Raw genomic sequence first — 16,466 nt, 5'->3', positions numbered from 1 at the left:
CCCCCGCCCGTGAGGACGGGGGGCGTCGTGGTGTCGGTCGGTCAGCGGCCGGTGTGCGGGAGCTTCGGCGGCCGAGGATGTCCCGGGGCGCTGTGTCCGGGGCGGGTCGAGGTGGACGATCCGGTGCCGGGAGTGGGCGAGCCCGACCCGTGGGGCGCCGAGGGGGTCGACGTCACCGTGGGCGTCGCCGGCGGCGTGGGCGTCGCGGGTGCGGTCGGCGTGGGCGTCGGCGTCGGTGTCGCCTCACCCGAACCACCGTGGTGGCGCGGGGCGGGGTTGAGCGAGCTCACCAGCGCACCGGTCGCCGAGTGCACCGGCTCGATGCTCACCGACTCGGGTCCGGCCCCGGCCTCCTTGGCGGCCACGGCGATCGCGATGGAGTTGGTGCCGTGCGGGTCGATGAATCCGGCCGGGATGGGGAAGCGGGTCTGCGGGCCGACGTCACCGACGTAGACCCCGGTGTTCCATCCGTTGACGAAGATCGTCGCCTGACTGTGGTCGGCGCCGACGCCGTCGATCCCCTGGCCCTGCCCCGAGGGCTTGACGACGACCTCGAAGGCCGTGTCCTGCCCCTTGGGGACCGACAGGTCGAAGGTGGCCCGGTACCACCGCACACCCGGCTGGTCGGCCTTGAGGGTCGTCGCCGGGGCCCAGTCACTCGTCGGGTACCCGGGAAGGTGCCATCCCTCGCGCTCGCCGGTGAGCCCGCCGTTGTTGTACAGACCGCGCGCCGTGTCACCGCTCGTCGCGGTCGGTACGGCGCCGCGCGCCCGCCAGGTGGGTGATCCCTGTGCCGGCAGTGACGCGGAGTTGAGACCACGGCTCTGCCGCGAGAGGCCGTCGTCGGACCAGTCGAGGTTCTGGCCGAGGTTGTGGACGAGCACCGACACGACGACGGGGTCGCCGGCCTTGATGCCCTCGGGCAGGGTGAGGGTGGTCGTCCCCCCGGTGGCCTTGGGGGCACCGAGGTAGGTGCCGTTGACCCACACCTGCATGAACGCCGGATCCTTGCCGTTGGGGCCGGGTGCACCCTTGCCACCGTTGGCGTTGAGCTTCATCGTCGTGCCGCCGTCGGAGGTGAAGTGGGCGCGGTACCAGACCGACCCCTCGTACAGGCCGAGGTGGTTCGAGTCGAGGACGACTCCGCCGAGCACCGGCTTCTGCCAGGTCGTCGAGGGTGTCGTCGAGGTGACCGTCGTCCAGGACGAGTCGTCATAGTCGCGGGCGGCCTCGGGGGCACCGTCCTTGGCCCGCCAGGACAGGGTCGGTGCCTCGACCCGGACCGGACCGGGAACGGTCGAGCCCTCGAGGGTGGGCAGCGGCGATCCGTTCCACGTCGCGGCGGTGACGGCCTTGTCGGTGAGGACCGTCAGCCGACCGGGCTGGGTCATCTGCCCTTGGAGGGCCACCATCGACCCGGTGAGCACGGCCTGGCCGGCGAGGTAGGCGCCCTCGACGTCCGTGCGGACGGTCCGGCCGTCGACGGTGCTCTCGAGCTGCCAGGTCGTCGCGGCGTACTGCCGGTCGATGATCCGTAGCGTGAGGGCCTCGGCGCCGGTGCCGACGGTGATGTCGGTCGGCGTCGACCCATGGGTGTAGTTGAGGCGGAGCTGGCCGGTGGTGGCGTCCCAGGTGGTGCGGACGCCCTCGCCACGGACCGTCGGCCGGGACTGGCCGGCGGTGAGCTGGAGCACCGTCTCGCCCGGATCGTCACGGTGCCCGACGAGGTATTGCACCGTGCCCCGGGGAGACGTCGTGAGCGGGGCGCCGAAGGGCTGGGAGGTGGTGTAGGCCACCTTGTGGCCGGCGATGTCGAGGTTCGCCGCCATCATGAGGGAGTCACGTCCGTGCAGGTGCAGGGCGGTCGAGGTGTCCTGGGGGATGCGCGCCCATCCGGTCCGCTTGACCGTCGTCGTCCGGCCCTGGTGGACGCGCACCGCGTCGATGGAGATGAAGGTGCCCGAGGAGTTCGCGAAGGGCTCGCCGGTGTTCGTCACCGTGACGGTGTGCGTGCCCGCCGGAAGGTCGGAGCGCGAGAAGATCGTCTTCTGCGCCTGGGCCGGCTGGACGGTGGTCTCCTCGGTGGTGCCGGCGGGGGTTCCGTCGATGGTCACGGCGGCCCGGGCGTGGTTCTCCGAGAAGGACGACACGAGGTCGAACCCGGTCCCGGTGATCGTGAAGGAGTAGGAATCGCCCTTGACGTCGCTGTAGGCCTCGTCCTGTCCGATGTCGGTCTGTGCCCAGGCCTGGCCGTTGGTGTGCTGCCAGCCGGTTCCGGAGAAGGTGAGGAAGCCCGGCTCGGAGTCATTGTGCACGACGCCGGCGGCCGCACCCCCGACGACGAAGGAGTCGATCGCGATCGTCGTCCCGGTGCCGCCGGTGGCCGGAGCGCCCAGGTTCGTCACCGTGATGGTGTGGGAGCCGGCCGACAGACCGGTGAACTGGTGCAGGACCTGCTGGGAGGGACGGTTCTGGTCGGAGTCGACGTGGCCGTCGACGGTGACCGGGGCGCCTCCGTCGATGCTCACCGACGCCTTGCCGTACCCGGTGCCCGTGCTCGAGACGTAGCTGATGCTCGTGCCGGTGAAGGTGTAGCTGGCCGAGGCCCCCTTGGCCGACGACGTCGAGATGGTTCCGTCCGAGGCGCTGGCGTCGGTCTGCTTCGTCCACGCGCCCTGGTAGGTGATGGCCGGGTCGCGGTCGTCGATGGTGACGTTCGACGCGCCGGCGCCGCCGGCGTCGAGCCACAGCGGGGTGGCGAAGGTCGTGTCGGTCGTGGCGTTGGAGTCCGACAGCCGGAAGCCGAGGTACCGCGGTCCCTGCGGATCGGTGCCGGCCAGCCGCTGGTAGCTCTTGACGGCCGCGCCCTTGACCTCGGTGGCCGCCGGGGCGTCGACCGGGTCGGACGCCGTGAGCCAGGGCAGCGCGCGCTGGAAGTACCCGATCTCCTTCTGGACGGCGACCTTCTCGGTGAGCACCCGGTTCTCGGTGATCGACGACCCGTAGTCGTAGGAGGTGAACCCGCTGGCCGGTGCCCCGGTCCAGCCCCAGTTCGTCCCGCCCTCGAGCATGTAGTAGTTGAAGGCGGTGACGCCGTTGCCGATGTTGGTCGTGCCCCACTGGCGGATGAAGGACGGATCGGTGTAGTCGTAGCACTGGCTCGGGGTGAACGGAGCTCCCCACGGGGTGAACGCGCCGCCCTGGGCCTCGGTGATGAACTGCGGCGTGTCCGGGGCGAACCGACGGAACGCGTCCTCGGTGTCGGGGATGGCCCGGCGCGGGGCATTGCAGGTGAAGCCCAGCGGGTAGCTGTCGTAGGCGTAGAAGTCGGTGCCGTACTTCGCCGTGTCGGCGTAGCGTCCGCCGAGGTTGTAGTCGTTGTGGAAGACGGGGACGTCGATTCCGTCGGACTTGACGAAGGACGTCAGGGCCTTGACGAAGGCGGCCCGGTCGGCGTTCTCGTCGAGCATCTCGTTCTCGACCTGGTACATGATGATCGAGCCGCCGCCGCGGGTGACGAGGTGCTTGCGGGCGATGGCGTCGAAGGCCTTGAGCCAGACCTTGGACTGCTCGAGGTTGTCCATGCCACGCAGGGCACCGGACCGGTTCGTCATGAAGGCGGGCAGGCCGCCCATGGAGATCTCGGCATTGACGTACGGTCCGGGACGGACGATGACGTAGAGCCCCTCCTGCTCGGCGATGGACAGCAGGGCGTCGATGTCGCGGATGCCGGAGAAGTCGAAGGGGCCGTTCTCGGTCTCCTGGTGCAGGCCCCAGAAGAAGTACAGGGAGACGGCGTTGAAGCCGCTGGCCCTGGCCTTGCGCATGACGTCGCGCCAGGCCTCCTGGGAGGGCAGACGCCAGTAGTGGATCTCACCGGACCACACGTTGAGGCGCTGGCCGTCGATCATGAACGAATTCTTGTCGTAGGTGACGCGATGGGGTTTCCCGTCATTGCCGGGGAACCGGTACGCCGGCGCGCCTGACGGTGTGGCGGAGTCCGACCGGGTCACCGGGGCTGGTCCCTCGGCGTGCCCGGTGGCGACTGGCAGGGTCGTGACGGAATAGGCCGTCGCGAGGGCGGCGAGGGCGGCGCCGATCCGGCGGGCCCTCGACCTCGAGGTGGTGGCATCGTTGCGCATGTGGTTCTCCAGCGAAGGGCACGCCGGTCGGTGTGCCGTGGGCATGGTCACCGGGACCGACCGTGTCCCGGATGTGCGCTGAAGCTAACACTCCTGTACACGTTTTCACCGCCGTTCGATCGATGTTGACGCCGCTCCGGGGTGAACTGCTCAGGTCGGCTGCGCGTGTCGTCGCCGATTCGGTCGACGCCGTGACCGTCCGGACCCCGAGCGCGCAGGCGTTCGGGGTCGTCCCGGACGCGTCTGACGACGGGCCGGCCCGGACACGCCCGTGGCTCCCGTCCGACGGGACGGGAGCCACGGGGATGAGTCGGTCGGGTCGACGACCCGGATGGACGGTCGAGGGCAGGCTCAGACGAGACCGGCGGTCTGCGTGCGGGCCTTGGCGAAGCGCTCCTCGGCGTCCTGCCAGTTGACGACGTTCCACCAGGCGGTGACGTAGTCGGCCTTGACGTTCTTGTACTGCAGGTAGAAGGCGTGCTCCCACATGTCGAGCTGGACGACCGGGATCTGGGAGGACGGCAGGTTGCCCTGCTGGTCGAAGAGCTGCATGGTGTTGAGGCGCTGGCCGAGGACGTCCCACACGAGCATGCCCCAGCCGGACCCCTGGAGGCCCTTGGCGGCGGCACTGAACTGGGCCTGGAAGCCCTCGAAGGAGCCGAAGTACTCGTCGATGGCGCTGGCGAGCTCGGTGCCCTCGGGACGGCCACCTCCGTCGGGGGACATGTTCTTCCAGAACACCGAGTGGTTGATGTGCCCACCGAGGTTGAAGGCCAAGTCCTTCTCGAGCTGGTTGATGACGCCGAAGTCGCCCTTCTCGCGGGCCTCGGCCAGCTTGTCGAGGGCACCGTTGGCGCCTGCGACGTACGCGGCGTGGTGCTTGTCGTGGTGGAGCTCCATGATCTCCGGGGCGATGTGCGGGGCCAGGGCGCTGTAGTCGTAGGGCAGATCGGGAAGGGTGTACACGGCCATGCTTCCTCCAAGGTCGTCAGGTGACCGCGCCGGTGGCTCCGACGCGACGCCCCCGCGGCGGGGGCTCTGGTGGCGGTAACGCCACGACGTCACCCATTATTCCCCGGGAAGCGAGATTCTTCACGAACTCGCACCCGGATGACCCCGTCCGACGTGATCGGGAGGGCAGCCGGATCGACCGTCCGGTCGACCCGTGACCCCGGCCAGTGGTGGGATGGTACGCATGGAATCGGACGCTCCAGCCCTCGTCATCGAGCACCTGTCGAAGTCCTTCGGGCCCAAACGCGCGGTCGACGATCTGTCCCTGGCCGTGCCCCAGGGATGCCTCTTCGGGTTCGTCGGCCCCAACGGTGCCGGCAAGACGACGACCCTGTCGATGGCCACCGGGCTGTTGCGTCCCGACCGCGGCGTCGTTCGGGTGTGGGGCCACGACGTGTGGACCGCCCCGCCCGCGGCCAAGGCCCTCATGGGCATCCTGCCCGACGGGTACCGCACCTTCGACCGACTCTCCGGCCGTGAGCTGCTGCGCTTCTGCGGACAGCTGCGTCGGATGGACGGGGCCCAGATCGATGCCCGCATCGAGACCCTGCTCGACGTCCTGGGCCTGTCCGGTGACGCCGACACCCTCGTCTGCGACTACTCGGCCGGCATGGGCAAGAAGATCGGCCTGGCCTGCGCCCTCCTGCACAACCCGTCCCTGCTCGTCCTCGACGAGCCCTTCGAGTCGGTCGACCCGGTCTCGGGCCAGACGATCCGCTCGATCCTCCACCAGTTCGTCGCCGGTGGGGGGACGGTCGTCATGTCGAGTCATGTCATGGAGCTCGTCGAGTCGCTCTGTGACGCCGTCGCCGTCATCGCCGCCGGCCGGGTGCTCGCTGTCGGCACGGTCGAGGCCGTCCGAGGTGGGATGAGCCTGCAGGACCGTTTCGTCCAGCTCGTCGGTGGTGGTCCCGTGCGCACCCAGGAGGGCCTGTCGTGGTTGCATCAGTCCTGAGGTTCGCCTGGCGCTCCACCTGGGGCAGCTGGCGCACCGCCAAGTCGGCTGCCGTCGTCGGCTGGGTCGTCATCGGTGCCTTCGGCATCATCTCGGCGGTCGGCCTGGCCATCGGTGCCTGGACCGTCTCGGACGCCACCGCGACGGTCCACGGGTCGGTCGGGGTGCTCCTCGGGGTACTCGTCCTGGCCGCCTGGGTGGTCCTTCCCGTCATCGCCTTCGGGTCCAACCCCATGCTCGACCCCGGGCGGTTCGCCCTCTTCCCGGTGCGCTCGCGAGACCTGCTGCCGGGACTGCTGGCGGCCGCCCTCACCGGGTTCGGGTCCCTGCTGACCCTCGTCGTCGTCGGTGGCCTGGCCGCCTCGTGGCGGCACCACCCGGCGGCGGTCGTCGCCGCCGTCATCGGGGGTTTGCTCGGCCTGGTGACGAGCGTCGCCACCTCACGATGGCTCATCGCCTCCTTCTCGGCCGGCCTGGCGAGTCGGCGGTTCCGTGACCTCACCGCGATCGTCGTCGGTGTCATCGCCATGGCCTCCGGCATCGGCACCCAGTACCTCACCCCACTGTTCCAGGATCGCGAGGCCCTGTCCGATCCCGCGGTCGTGACGACGGGTGAGGTCCTCGGCTGGACCCCGGTCGGCTGGGCCTGGGCCCTGCCGGGGGACGTCGGCGCGGGCCACTGGGGGCTGGCCGCTCTGCGCCTGGGGCTCGCGGCGGCGACGGTGCTCGGACTGCTCGTCCTGTGGGAGCGGGCGATCGACCGGGCCCTCGTGTCGCCCCTGGCCGCGGGCCACGCGACGAGCAAGGCGTCGTCGACGAGCCCGGTCGACCGGATCGTGCCGAACACGGTCGCCGGAGCCATCGCCGCACGACAGCTGCGGTACCTGCGCCGTGATCCCCGGATGGTGACCTTCGTCCTCACCTCCCTCATCGTGCCGTTGGCCATCGCCGTGCCACTCATGATCAACGGTGGGGGAGAGGTGGACCGACGCATCCTGCTGGTGCTCCTCCCGGCGGCGTTGAGCATGTACGCACCGGGCCAGTTCGGTCAGCTCATCAGCTACGACGGGTCGGCCCTGTGGGTCCAGATCCAGGCCGGGGTGCGCGGAGTCGAAGACCGGTGGGGCAGGACGATGGCCTACCTCGTCGTCATCCTGCCGGTGCAGACCCTCGTCATCGTGGCCGTGACCGCCTGGCTCGGTCGCTGGGGTGTCCTGCTGGCCCTGCTCGGTGTCACCTGGGGCGCGGCCCTCGTCGCCACCGGCGTGGGCAGCGTCATCGGCGCGGTGAGCCAGTCGGCGATGCCGGAGGCCAGGCAGGGGGCCTTCGCCACCGGCTCCTTCAACGGGACGGCCTTCTCCCTCACCCTGGCGTCGATGCCGATCTCGATCATCCTGTGTGCCCCGTCGCTCGTCCTTCTCGGGGTGGCCATCTGGGGCCACCAGGTCGCTGCGCTGTCCCTGGCCGCCGCCGTCGTCGGGCTCGTCGTCGGCGCCCTCGTCTGCTGGGGTGGGGTGCGCTGGGGTGGGCACCTCATCGAACGGGACTGGGCGGCCGTGCTTCAGCGGGTCGTCCCGACGCGGTCCTGACGGTCAGGACCCTCCACGCGACAGGTCGGGTCCGTCTGGACGCTTGGGCTGGTGCAGCTGTCCTGGCCCACCCGCGAGTGAGGCGGCGTCCGACAGACCCCACTGGGCCCGCCGTGCCGCCCGCCGCAGCACCCTCATGACGGGCTGGCCGACGAGGACGATGAGGATGACGTTCGTCACCGCTCGGCCGAGGTTCCAGCCCATCGAGGTGGCGAGGTTGAACAGGACGAAGTGCCACAGGTTCGTGAGGACGGGGGCATCGGGCCGGTACGAGATCTGCGTGGCCATGCCGAGGTTGAAGGGCCAGAACGAGAAGTCCATGAGCCAGCCGTAGGCGAATGACGCGAAGGACGCGTAGAGCGCCAGGGCGGCGGTCTCGGCCCACCCGTGCAGACGCCGCGGCAGTAGCCCGGCGCCCAACCCGACGAACCCCGCGGCCACCATCTGGTACGGCAACCAGGGCCCGAACCCGGCGGTGAGCAGGGCCGAGGTGAAGAGCGTCGTCGTGCCCAGGACGAAGCCGAAGGCCGCGCCGAACACCCGTCCGCCCAGGACGATGAGGAGGAAGACGAACTCGATCCCGGCCGTGCCCGCCCCCAAGGGCCTGAGCCCGGCACCGCAGGCGGTGAGCACCCCGAGCATCGCCAGGGCCTTGACGTCGATCCCGTCGGCCGACATCTGGCTCACGACGACGACGAGGGCCACCGGCAGGATGGCGGCGAAGAGGAAGGGGGTGCGCGTCTGGTAGTCGGCGATCGACCCGGGGGAGAGCACCAGAGGCCAGCAGAAGGCCACCAGCCCGAGCACCGCAGTGAGGACGAGGAGGGCCCGGGCGGTCCACGTCGTCCTCATCGGACGTCCTCGGGTCCGGTCGGCAGGTGGAGCAGGTCGCGGTTGGCCCGGACGTCGGCGACGGTGAGCAGATCGGCGGGATGGAACACCTTGGCGATCTGGGGGGAGAAGGCCGGCGAGGAGGTGCACACGGCTCGGGTGGTCCCGTCAGCGACGACCTGGCCGTCGGCCAGGACGATCGTCCGGTCGCTCGTGGCGGCCGCGAACTCGACGTCATGGGTGGACACGACGACGGCCGCCGGATGCGCTGCCGGAGTCGAGGACCCTCCGTCGGCGATCTGCCGGATGATCCGTCCGAGCTCCCGTTTCATGGCGTAGTCGAGACCGCGGGTCGGTTCGTCGAGGAGGACGACGGCGGGCCGCGCCGACAGTTGGATGGCGAGCACGAGGGCCAGCCTTTGCCCCTCCGAGAGATCACGCGGGTCCCGATCGGCCGGCAGGTCGACGCCCAGGGTGCGCAGGAGGGCGGCGGTCGTGCCCTCGGGCACCCCCGACTCCGTGTCGGCCTGATGGCACTCGGCGCCGACGCTGGGCAGGTAGAGCAGGTCGGAGGCGGTCTGCGGGACGAGGGTGACGAGGGTCCTGGCGGTGGCGGGGTCGGCCCGCCGAGGGTCCGCGCCATGCCCGCCGGCCTGCCTCACCTCGACCTTCCCGGAGGACCGCGTCGCCCCTTGGAGGGCCCACAGGAGCGACGACTTGCCGGCGCCGTTGCGACCCATGAGGGCGGTGACCGTACCGGCCTGGAGAGCCAGGTCGAGGTGGTCGACCGCGACGAGGTCGCCGTAGCTCACGGCCAGTCCGGTGGTGACGAGCACGTCCGGGTGGTCGCCGGGATCCCAGCTCATCGCCTCGGTCGGCGCCGGGGCCACCGGCAGGCCCGGTTGGGCCCCGATACGGCGTCGGGCCCGGCGCACCGACGAGGGCACGGTCGGCCAGCCGAGTTCCCGGGCCAGCGCGGCCAGCGGGGGGACGACGTCGGCCCTGGCGAGGACCTGTCTGGGCTCGCCCTGGACGACGCTGCCGTCCCCGGGCAGCCACAGCACCGTGTCGGCGGCGTGCATGACCCGCTCGAGACGATGCTCGGCCAGGACGACGGTGAGCCCGACCTCGTCGACGAGGGTCGTGATGGCAGCCAGGACGTCCTGGGCGGCGGTGGGATCGAGGGCGCTCGTCGGCTCGTCGAGGACGAGGATGCGCGGCTGGGCGGCCAGGACCGCCGCGATGGCGACGCGCTGCTGCTGCCCCCCGGACAGGTCGAGCAGGGGGCGTCGACGCAGATCCGCGATGCCCATGAGGTCGAGGGTCTCCTCGACCCGTTTGCGCATGATCGACGCGGAGATCCCGAGCTGCTCCATGCCGTAGGCGATCTCGTCCTCGACGGTGTCGGTGACGAACCCGGCCAGCGGGTTCTGCCCGACGACTCCGACCACCTCGGCCAGGTCACGCGGCCGACAGGAGCGGGTGTCCCGGCCGGCGACGAGGACGCGGCCGTCCAGACGCCCACCGGTGAAGTGCGGCACGAGCCCGTTGAGGCTCGACAGCAGGGTCGACTTGCCGGTGCCGGTGCGGCCGACGAGCAGGGCCAGGTCGCCCTCGGCGATCTCGACGTCGACCTGACGCAGGGTCGGCGTCGACGCCCCCGGGTGGGTGAGCGTGACGTCGTCGAGGATGATGGCCGGATTCATGAGTTCTCCTCACAGCTGCGCGGCAGGGTCGTCGTCGACGCCGTGTGACCGGGACGCCGCGGCGGCGCGACGGTGAGCACGGCGGGAGCCGCGACGACCGCCGCCACCGCGATCATGGCGGGGTGCAGCGGAGGCCAACCCAGCGGACTCGTCGAGACGGTGATCTGCGCGGGGATGGCCCGGTTGAGCCCGATCATCACGGCCAGGGCCACCAGGCCGCACGCGGCGCACAGGGTCGAACGCAGGGTCCAGGGGTCCGGCCGGTACCGCGTCAGCCCCAGCCGGCGTCCCGACGACCGCAGGCCGATGACCACCCCCACCAGGGACATGAGGAGCAGGATGATGCCCACCCGCTGGCCGAACCGGTCACCGAACAGCCAGCCGCACAGGGTTCCGGGGGTGCAGGTGGCCGGATCGGGGGCGAAGTACCCGGTGGGGTTCGCCAGGATGGCGTAGCTGCTCACGACGAGCAGCAGCACCGAGACGACGAGGAGGGCGGCCGTGCCGCGCGGCACGCGACGTCCCTGGCGGGTACGGCCGTAGCCGCGTGACTCCATGCTCCGGGCCAGGGCCATGGACGACTCGACGGCGTCCTCGAGGACCGGGACGACGATGGCCCCGATCGCCCGCAGGCCGGTGGATCGCCCGCCGCGGAGCCGTCGGGCACGGCGCACCCGACCGACCGAGACGATGAGCTGGGGGAAGACCGACAGGGCGATGACGACGGCCACCGAGATGTCGTGCAGGGCCGCCGGGACGCTCTTGAGCGCCCGACGGGGGTTCGCCAGGGAGTTCGCTGCCCCGAAACAGGCGAGCATCGCGGCGAGCTTGAGGGCCTCGTAGCCCGTGGCGGCCAGTCCCTCGGCGGTCACCGGCCCGCCCAGGCTGATCCCGGCCGCCCAGGCGGGCAGGTCGACCCGGGGCAGCCGCAGGAGCACGGTGCCCTCGGAGCGGGCCCCCATCGTCACCTGGAAGAAGATCCGGATGACGATGATGACGAGGGCCAGGACGAGATAGGTGCCGGCCGAGCGGGCCCACGGGTCGTCGGTGCGCCGGTTGACGACGACGAGGACGACGGCGGCCACGACGAGCGACACGAGCAGCGGATTGTTGGTGAGGCTCACCGCCGCCCCGGTACCCAGGGCCCAGGCCCACCAGGCCCAGGGATGGGTGGTCCGGGGGTGGTTGCCGGTCCTGGTCGGGCGGACGGTGTCCCTCGTCCCGCCGTCGGACCGCCCCCGCGTGGAGGACGGCGGCTCGACGACGGGGTCAGCTGGACGTGGGAGCAGGCGCGACACCGTTCAGCGCCGTGCCCCTCGTGCCCGGTACGCTCGCCAGCCGCCGAACCCGGCACCGCCGAGCACGATGATCCCCAGAACGGTGACGACTCCCCACGGGGTGCCCGAGCCCCCCGCAGGTGCGGCCGGTGCGGGGGAGGCGGTGCCGGCGTCCGACTCGATCGTCGGGGTGGACGAGCCGGACGGGGTGCTGGAGTCGGACGACGCTGCCGGGGTGGCGCTGGAGGACGCCGAGCCGGCTCGACCGGGCGTGCTCGCCGGGGACATCGGCGTCGCGTGTCGGGAGGGCTGTCCGCCCGGGGTGGCCGAGAAGGTGCCGGTCGTGGGTTGGCTCCGGGTCGGGCCGTTCGACGCCGCCCGAGTCTCGGTGGCACGGGTGGTGGTCCCACGTGTCGTGGCCGCTCCCGGCCTCGGAGCGGTCGACGTGGCCGTGGCGGTCGGTCGGGGCGCCGTGGTCGTCCGGGTCACTGCCAGCGTGCCGGGGGTGCACCGGTACACGCCCGGCTTGTTGTAGCACCAGCCCTCGATCGACCCCGGCCTCGGATGGTAGCTGTCGGCACCGAGGGTGGAGTACTGCCAGGTGACGCCGTCGGTGGAGTGGAAGTAGGTCCAGTACTGGCCGCGGAACTGGCTCGACTCCAGGCACACCGAGGGGTACCCGTCGAGCCGACAGATCATCGAGTCGGACCGCCGGTCGATCGACACCCCGGCCGATTGGAGGGCGGCGGTGCCGGTCGAGAAGCTCGAGACGCAGGTGTTCGACAGGACCGGGCCGTCCTCGTAGACGACGTACATCCACACCTTGCCCGAGGCCAGGCAGTCCCCACGCGCATTGGCCGGCATGGCCCTGACCGGGAGGGTGGCGTGGGCCGAGGTCGCCCCGCCCGGCGCCAGCGTCGGCAGTGCCAGGAGGGTCAGGGCCACGACGGCGACGAGTCGGCGCAGACAGCCGATCAACGCGACCCTCACTTCCTGCGACGGGCGGCCACGAGGATCGCGGGGACCCACGACAGCACGGCCAGGCCCGCGAGCCCGGCGACCGAGGAGTCGTCACCGGTCGAGGGCAGCCGGACCGGGCGGGTGGAGCTGGTCGAGGTCGCGCCGGGAAGGGTGGCCGCCGGGCTCGTCGAGCTCGGCTGGGTCGACGAGGAGGTCGGGGACGGCGTCGTCGGGGAGGCCGAGGTGGACGGCGTCGGGGAGGAACTGCACGCCGACGCAGCGGCGCGGACCTTCGCCGGAGTGGTGTTCGTCAGCCCGAAACCGGTGAGACCCCACAGGCCCTGGGTGGTCGCCATGAGGTTGGGCTCGGTCGAGTCGGGGGAGGCGGCGAAGGCCTTCCCGCCGGAGCGCTTGAGTTCGCTGGCGAGCCAGGCCTGCGAGGCCGAGACATCGACCCCGGCCTGGGCCAGGGCCGGGATCATCATGCCGGTGCTGTTGACCGGTGAATAGTTCGCCCAGTAGTGATCCTTGGTCTGCGAACTCTCGGCCCAGGCGATGGCCTTGTCGAGGGCCGCCGACGCGGCGCTGCTCGGCGACGACAGGGAGTCGAGGGCGGCGATGGCCAGGGCGGTGTAGTCGGGGTCGGCGGTGAACTTCGTCGGGTCGGAGAAGTCATAGTAGCCGAAGGCGCCGTTGCTGCCCTGGGTCTTGAGCAGGGCGTCGAGGACCGTGCCGGGAACCGTCGCGCCGGCGCGGGACAGCGCGATGACCGACAGCCCCGGTCCGAAGAAACCGCCGCCGTCCGGGGACTTGGCGAGAGCCGACCGCAACTCGGCGACGAGGTCATGATCGTGCCAGGACGTCGGGTCCTGACCTTGGGACTCGACGGCGACGAGGACGTACGCGATTGACCCCGGGCCGCCCTTGGCGTAGGTCGGGTAGGCGGTCGCCATCGCGGTGTCGAGCTCGGCGACGTCCTTGTCATGTCCGCCGGCGCCGACGAGGGCGATGATGCCCTGGGCCAAGGACCCGCCGTTCCAGGCGGACCTGTCCGTCGTGTAGGTGGCCGCGACCCAGTCGGCGGCTGCGGTGGCCGAGGACCTGTGGGCGCAACTCGTGGTGGAGGGGGCGGCCCGGGCCGTCGTGGCGGACGTGGACAGTGGGGCCAGACCCAGGGTGACGGTCATGGTGGCTGCGACAAGGACGGCCGACGTCTTCATGGAACACCTCTCTGACATCACGAGGGGTGAGCGCGACGGCGGGCGTCGCGACCCGTTCGTGACCTCGACGAACTTCAGCGGGTCGTGCCCGGCGGTCGGCGCTCCGGCTTCGCCGCCCTGGGGCGACGTCACGGTTGCGGGTCAGTCCCGGATTCTCACCGGTGTTCCCCGTCCGACGGGACCGCAGCAGTCTATGCCCCTGGTGTGCGGTTCGTCACCCCTCGTGGACTCGGTGTGGTCGAAGGGTCGGTCCGGCAGGGGTCACCTCGTGACGTCGAGGACCCGGAACCCCTTGGCACTGGCGACGCGGGACGTGGGCCATCCCCGGTCGTCGAGCCAGCGTGCCAGCGAGTCGGCGCCGAGGTTGCGCCCCACGACCAGATGGGCGACGCCGTCCTCGGTCAGCCGCTCCAGCCAGGTCGTGAGCATCTCGTGGAGGACGGTCTTGCCGACCCGGATCGGCGGGTTCGACCAGATCTCGTCGAAGCGAAGGTCGGGGTCGACCTGCTCGGGTCGCATGGCCTCCACCCGCTCGCCGACGCCCAGCCGCATGGCATTGAGTCCGGTGAGCTCGACCGCCAGATCGTTGACGTCGACGGCGACGACCCGCGCCCCCGGGACGGCCCTGGCCAGGGCGCAGGCGATTGGTCCGTAGCCGCAGCCCAGGTCGAGGAAGGTTCCGGGGCTCGGGGGTGGCGTCACCGAACGGAGCAGCACCGAGGTGCCCAGGTCGAGGCGTGAACCGGAGAAGACCCCTCCGGCGGTGACGAGGTCGAGGTCCTCATCCCAGATGTGGGCGGTGATGGTGCGCCGCTCGACCGGGCCGGACGGCGTCTGGAAATAGTGGCTCATCGCGGTCCTCCGGTCGGCTCGGGCGGGATGCAGTCGCAGTCCGTCGGGTCGGCAGTGGTCGTCCCGCGGTGGAGGTCGGCGGAGGTGCGGCGGGCGCGGGACTCGGCGACCCTGGCCGCCATGAGGTCGGGTGGCGGGTAGCCGACCTCCTCGAGGGTGAGTCCGCGGGCCGGCATGACGAGCACCGCCGAACTGCGCGTCGGCGAGGCGGCGATCTCGTCCAACCAGGCCCGGTCGCGCCGACCGGAGCCGACCGCGACGAGGGCCCCGACGAGCGATCGCACCATGGAGTGGCAGAAGGCGTCGGCGCGCACGGTGATCTCGATGGTGCCGCAGTGGTCGGCCAGGCGCTCGGCGTGACAGTCGAGCAGGGTCCGGATCGTCGAGGCGCCCTCACGCCACTTGCAGAAGGGGGCGAAGTCGCGCAGCCCGAGCAGGGAGGTGCCGGCTTCATCGAGCCTGGTGAGGTCGAGGCTCTCGCGGACCCGGGTGACATGGTGACGGGCCAGCGGGTCGGGCCGGGAGGTGGCGTCCCAGAGCCGGTACACGTAGCGACGCCACAGGGCCGAGAAGCGGGCGTCGAAACCCTGGGGCGCCGCGGTGACGTCGGTGACGACGAGGTCCGGGTCGAGCACTCGGGCCAGGCGGCGCCCGAGATCCGGGCGGGGGTCGAGGCCGTCGGGAAGGTCGACGTGGGCCACCTGACCGCGGGCGTGGACCCCGGCGTCGGTGCGGCCGGCCACCGTGAGGGGGGTGGGGTCGGGCAGGCGCAGGACCCGCGGGACCCACGTCTCGAGCTCACCCTGGACGGTGCGCAGGCCGGGCTGGGTCGCCCAGCCGGAGAAGCTCGTCCCGTCGTAGGCGATGTCCAGACGCCAGCGGCTCATGGACGAGATCCTACGGCCCGCCAGGTGAGGTCGTGGACGGTACGCCCGGCGGCCACGCCCTTGCCCTCGTAGCGGGTGAGGGGTCGCTCGGTCCAGCGTGGGGACAGGCCGGGGCGGCCGGCGAGCGGGTCGGTCTCGTCCGGGGTGGTGACCGGCGCGGCGTCGACCGGCTCCAGGCCCGGCTCGGCCCCGAGGACCTCGAGCATCCACTCGGCGTAGTCGTCCCAGTCGGTGGCCAGCCGCCACAGGCCGCCGGGGCGGAGCCGACCGGCGACGAGGCGGGCGATGTCGGGGTTGACGATGCGCCTCTTGTGGTGGCGCTTCTTGTGCCAAGGGTCCGGGAAGAAGGTCCACAGCTCGTCGAGGTCACCGGGCCCCAGGAGGTGTTCGAGGCCGGCCGCGGCGTCGGCCATGACGATCCGGGCGTTGCTCACCCCGGCGTCCTCGAGCTTGTTGAAGGTCGTGGCGATGGACGGCAGGTAGACCTCGAAGCCGATGAAGTCGCGGTCGGGATGGGCGGCGGCGACCGCGGCGAGGGTGTCGCCCGAGCCCGAACCGATCTCGACCGTGAGCGGGGCGCGACGCCCGAAGACCTTCTCGAGGTCGAGCCGTGCCCCGGGGGCCACCGAGGTGCTCGTCGTGTCACGGGGCACGTCGAGGAGATAGCGATCGGTGAGCCGCTCCATGGCGCGGGTCTGCGAGATGTTCATGCGCGGGGAGCGCCGGACGAAGGACACGACCCCTCGGCGGAAGACGTCCTCGCTGCGGTGCGCCCCGGCCGAGACCTCGACCCCGAGACCCGGCCGATGGTCCCGACGTGGCGCGGGCCGATCGGAGGCGCGGTCGTCGGCGCGGCGGGCGGGGTCTGGCGAGGGCTGGGTCACGGCGTCGGATGCTAGCTCATCGACGGTGGCGCCGAGCCGTGTGCGTCTGGACCGTGAACTCACGGCCCAGACGCACACGGCTCTTGGGGGTTCACGCGGCGAGGGTGTGTTCCTCGAGCTGCGGGCGGGTCGCGCCCCGCTGATCGACCTCG

At 71.4% G+C, this 16,466-nt stretch carries 12 protein-coding genes; 2 read left to right on the top strand and 10 right to left on the bottom strand.

Annotated elements, in window-relative coordinates:
• Window positions 1-41: 41 nt before the first annotated feature.
• Window positions 42-4,142, bottom strand: coding sequence for a beta-galactosidase (locus tag E0E30_RS09350; protein WP_210115812.1), 4,101 nt, complete (start codon window positions 4,140-4,142; stop codon window positions 42-44).
• A gap of 351 nt (window positions 4,143-4,493) precedes the next feature.
• Window positions 4,494-5,114, bottom strand: a complete 621-nt coding sequence (locus E0E30_RS09345) for a superoxide dismutase (RefSeq protein WP_130866038.1) — start codon at window positions 5,112-5,114, stop codon at window positions 4,494-4,496.
• A gap of 223 nt (window positions 5,115-5,337) precedes the next feature.
• On the opposite strand from E0E30_RS09345, the gene E0E30_RS09340 reads away from it, so the two are divergent.
• Both E0E30_RS09340 and E0E30_RS09335 read left to right on the top strand, forming a co-directional pair.
• A complete protein-coding gene (locus tag E0E30_RS09340; protein WP_167853924.1) occupies window positions 5,338-6,108 on the top strand; it encodes an ATP-binding cassette domain-containing protein in 771 nt (256 codons plus the stop codon).
• Entirely contained in the window at window positions 6,090-7,697 is a 1,608-nt protein-coding gene (locus E0E30_RS09335; protein ID WP_130866036.1) for a hypothetical protein, read from the top strand. Before E0E30_RS09340 ends, E0E30_RS09335 begins: the two co-directional genes overlap by 19 nt.
• A gap of 3 nt (window positions 7,698-7,700) precedes the next feature.
• Here E0E30_RS09335 and E0E30_RS09330 read toward each other — a convergent pair whose 3' ends face one another.
• From E0E30_RS09330 to trmB, 8 genes are all read right to left on the bottom strand, one after another.
• On the bottom strand, window positions 7,701-8,549 hold the full coding sequence (locus tag E0E30_RS09330; RefSeq protein ID WP_130866035.1) for an ECF transporter S component family protein: 849 nt from the start codon (window positions 8,547-8,549) through the stop codon (window positions 7,701-7,703).
• Window positions 8,546-10,234 carry an ABC transporter ATP-binding protein gene (locus E0E30_RS09325; RefSeq protein WP_130866034.1) on the bottom strand — a complete coding sequence of 563 codons (1,689 nt, stop codon included), beginning with the start codon at window positions 10,232-10,234 and terminating at the stop codon, window positions 8,546-8,548. Before E0E30_RS09325 ends, E0E30_RS09330 begins: the two co-directional genes overlap by 4 nt.
• A complete protein-coding gene (locus tag E0E30_RS09320; protein ID WP_245306561.1) occupies window positions 10,231-11,532 on the bottom strand; it encodes a CbiQ family ECF transporter T component in 1,302 nt (433 codons plus the stop codon). Before E0E30_RS09320 ends, E0E30_RS09325 begins: the two co-directional genes overlap by 4 nt.
• A gap of 3 nt (window positions 11,533-11,535) precedes the next feature.
• A complete protein-coding gene (locus tag E0E30_RS09315; RefSeq protein ID WP_130866033.1) occupies window positions 11,536-12,501 on the bottom strand; it encodes a hypothetical protein in 966 nt (321 codons plus the stop codon).
• Window positions 12,498-13,691 (bottom strand): hypothetical protein, encoded by a 1,194-nt coding sequence (locus E0E30_RS09310; RefSeq protein ID WP_130866032.1) that lies wholly within the window; start codon window positions 13,689-13,691, stop codon window positions 12,498-12,500. The genes E0E30_RS09315 and E0E30_RS09310 overlap by 4 nt, the downstream gene beginning before the upstream one ends.
• A 261-nt stretch (window positions 13,692-13,952) precedes the next feature.
• Complete coding sequence (locus E0E30_RS09305; RefSeq protein WP_130866031.1) at window positions 13,953-14,543, bottom strand: class I SAM-dependent methyltransferase; 591 nt, start codon at window positions 14,541-14,543, stop codon at window positions 13,953-13,955.
• Window positions 14,540-15,430 carry a tRNA pseudouridine(38-40) synthase TruA gene (gene truA, locus E0E30_RS09300; RefSeq protein WP_130866030.1) on the bottom strand — a complete coding sequence of 297 codons (891 nt, stop codon included), beginning with the start codon at window positions 15,428-15,430 and terminating at the stop codon, window positions 14,540-14,542. The genes E0E30_RS09305 and truA overlap by 4 nt, the downstream gene beginning before the upstream one ends.
• A complete protein-coding gene (gene trmB / locus E0E30_RS09295; RefSeq protein ID WP_245306560.1) occupies window positions 15,427-16,314 on the bottom strand; it encodes a tRNA (guanosine(46)-N7)-methyltransferase TrmB in 888 nt (295 codons plus the stop codon). Before trmB ends, truA begins: the two co-directional genes overlap by 4 nt.
• Window positions 16,315-16,466 lie beyond the last annotated feature (152 nt).

It is taken from the genome of Acidipropionibacterium timonense (assembly GCF_900605005.1).
Classification (GTDB): Bacteria; Actinomycetota; Actinomycetes; order Propionibacteriales; family Propionibacteriaceae; genus Cutibacterium; species Cutibacterium timonense.
This window is presented reverse-complemented; position numbering and strand designations above follow the sequence as displayed.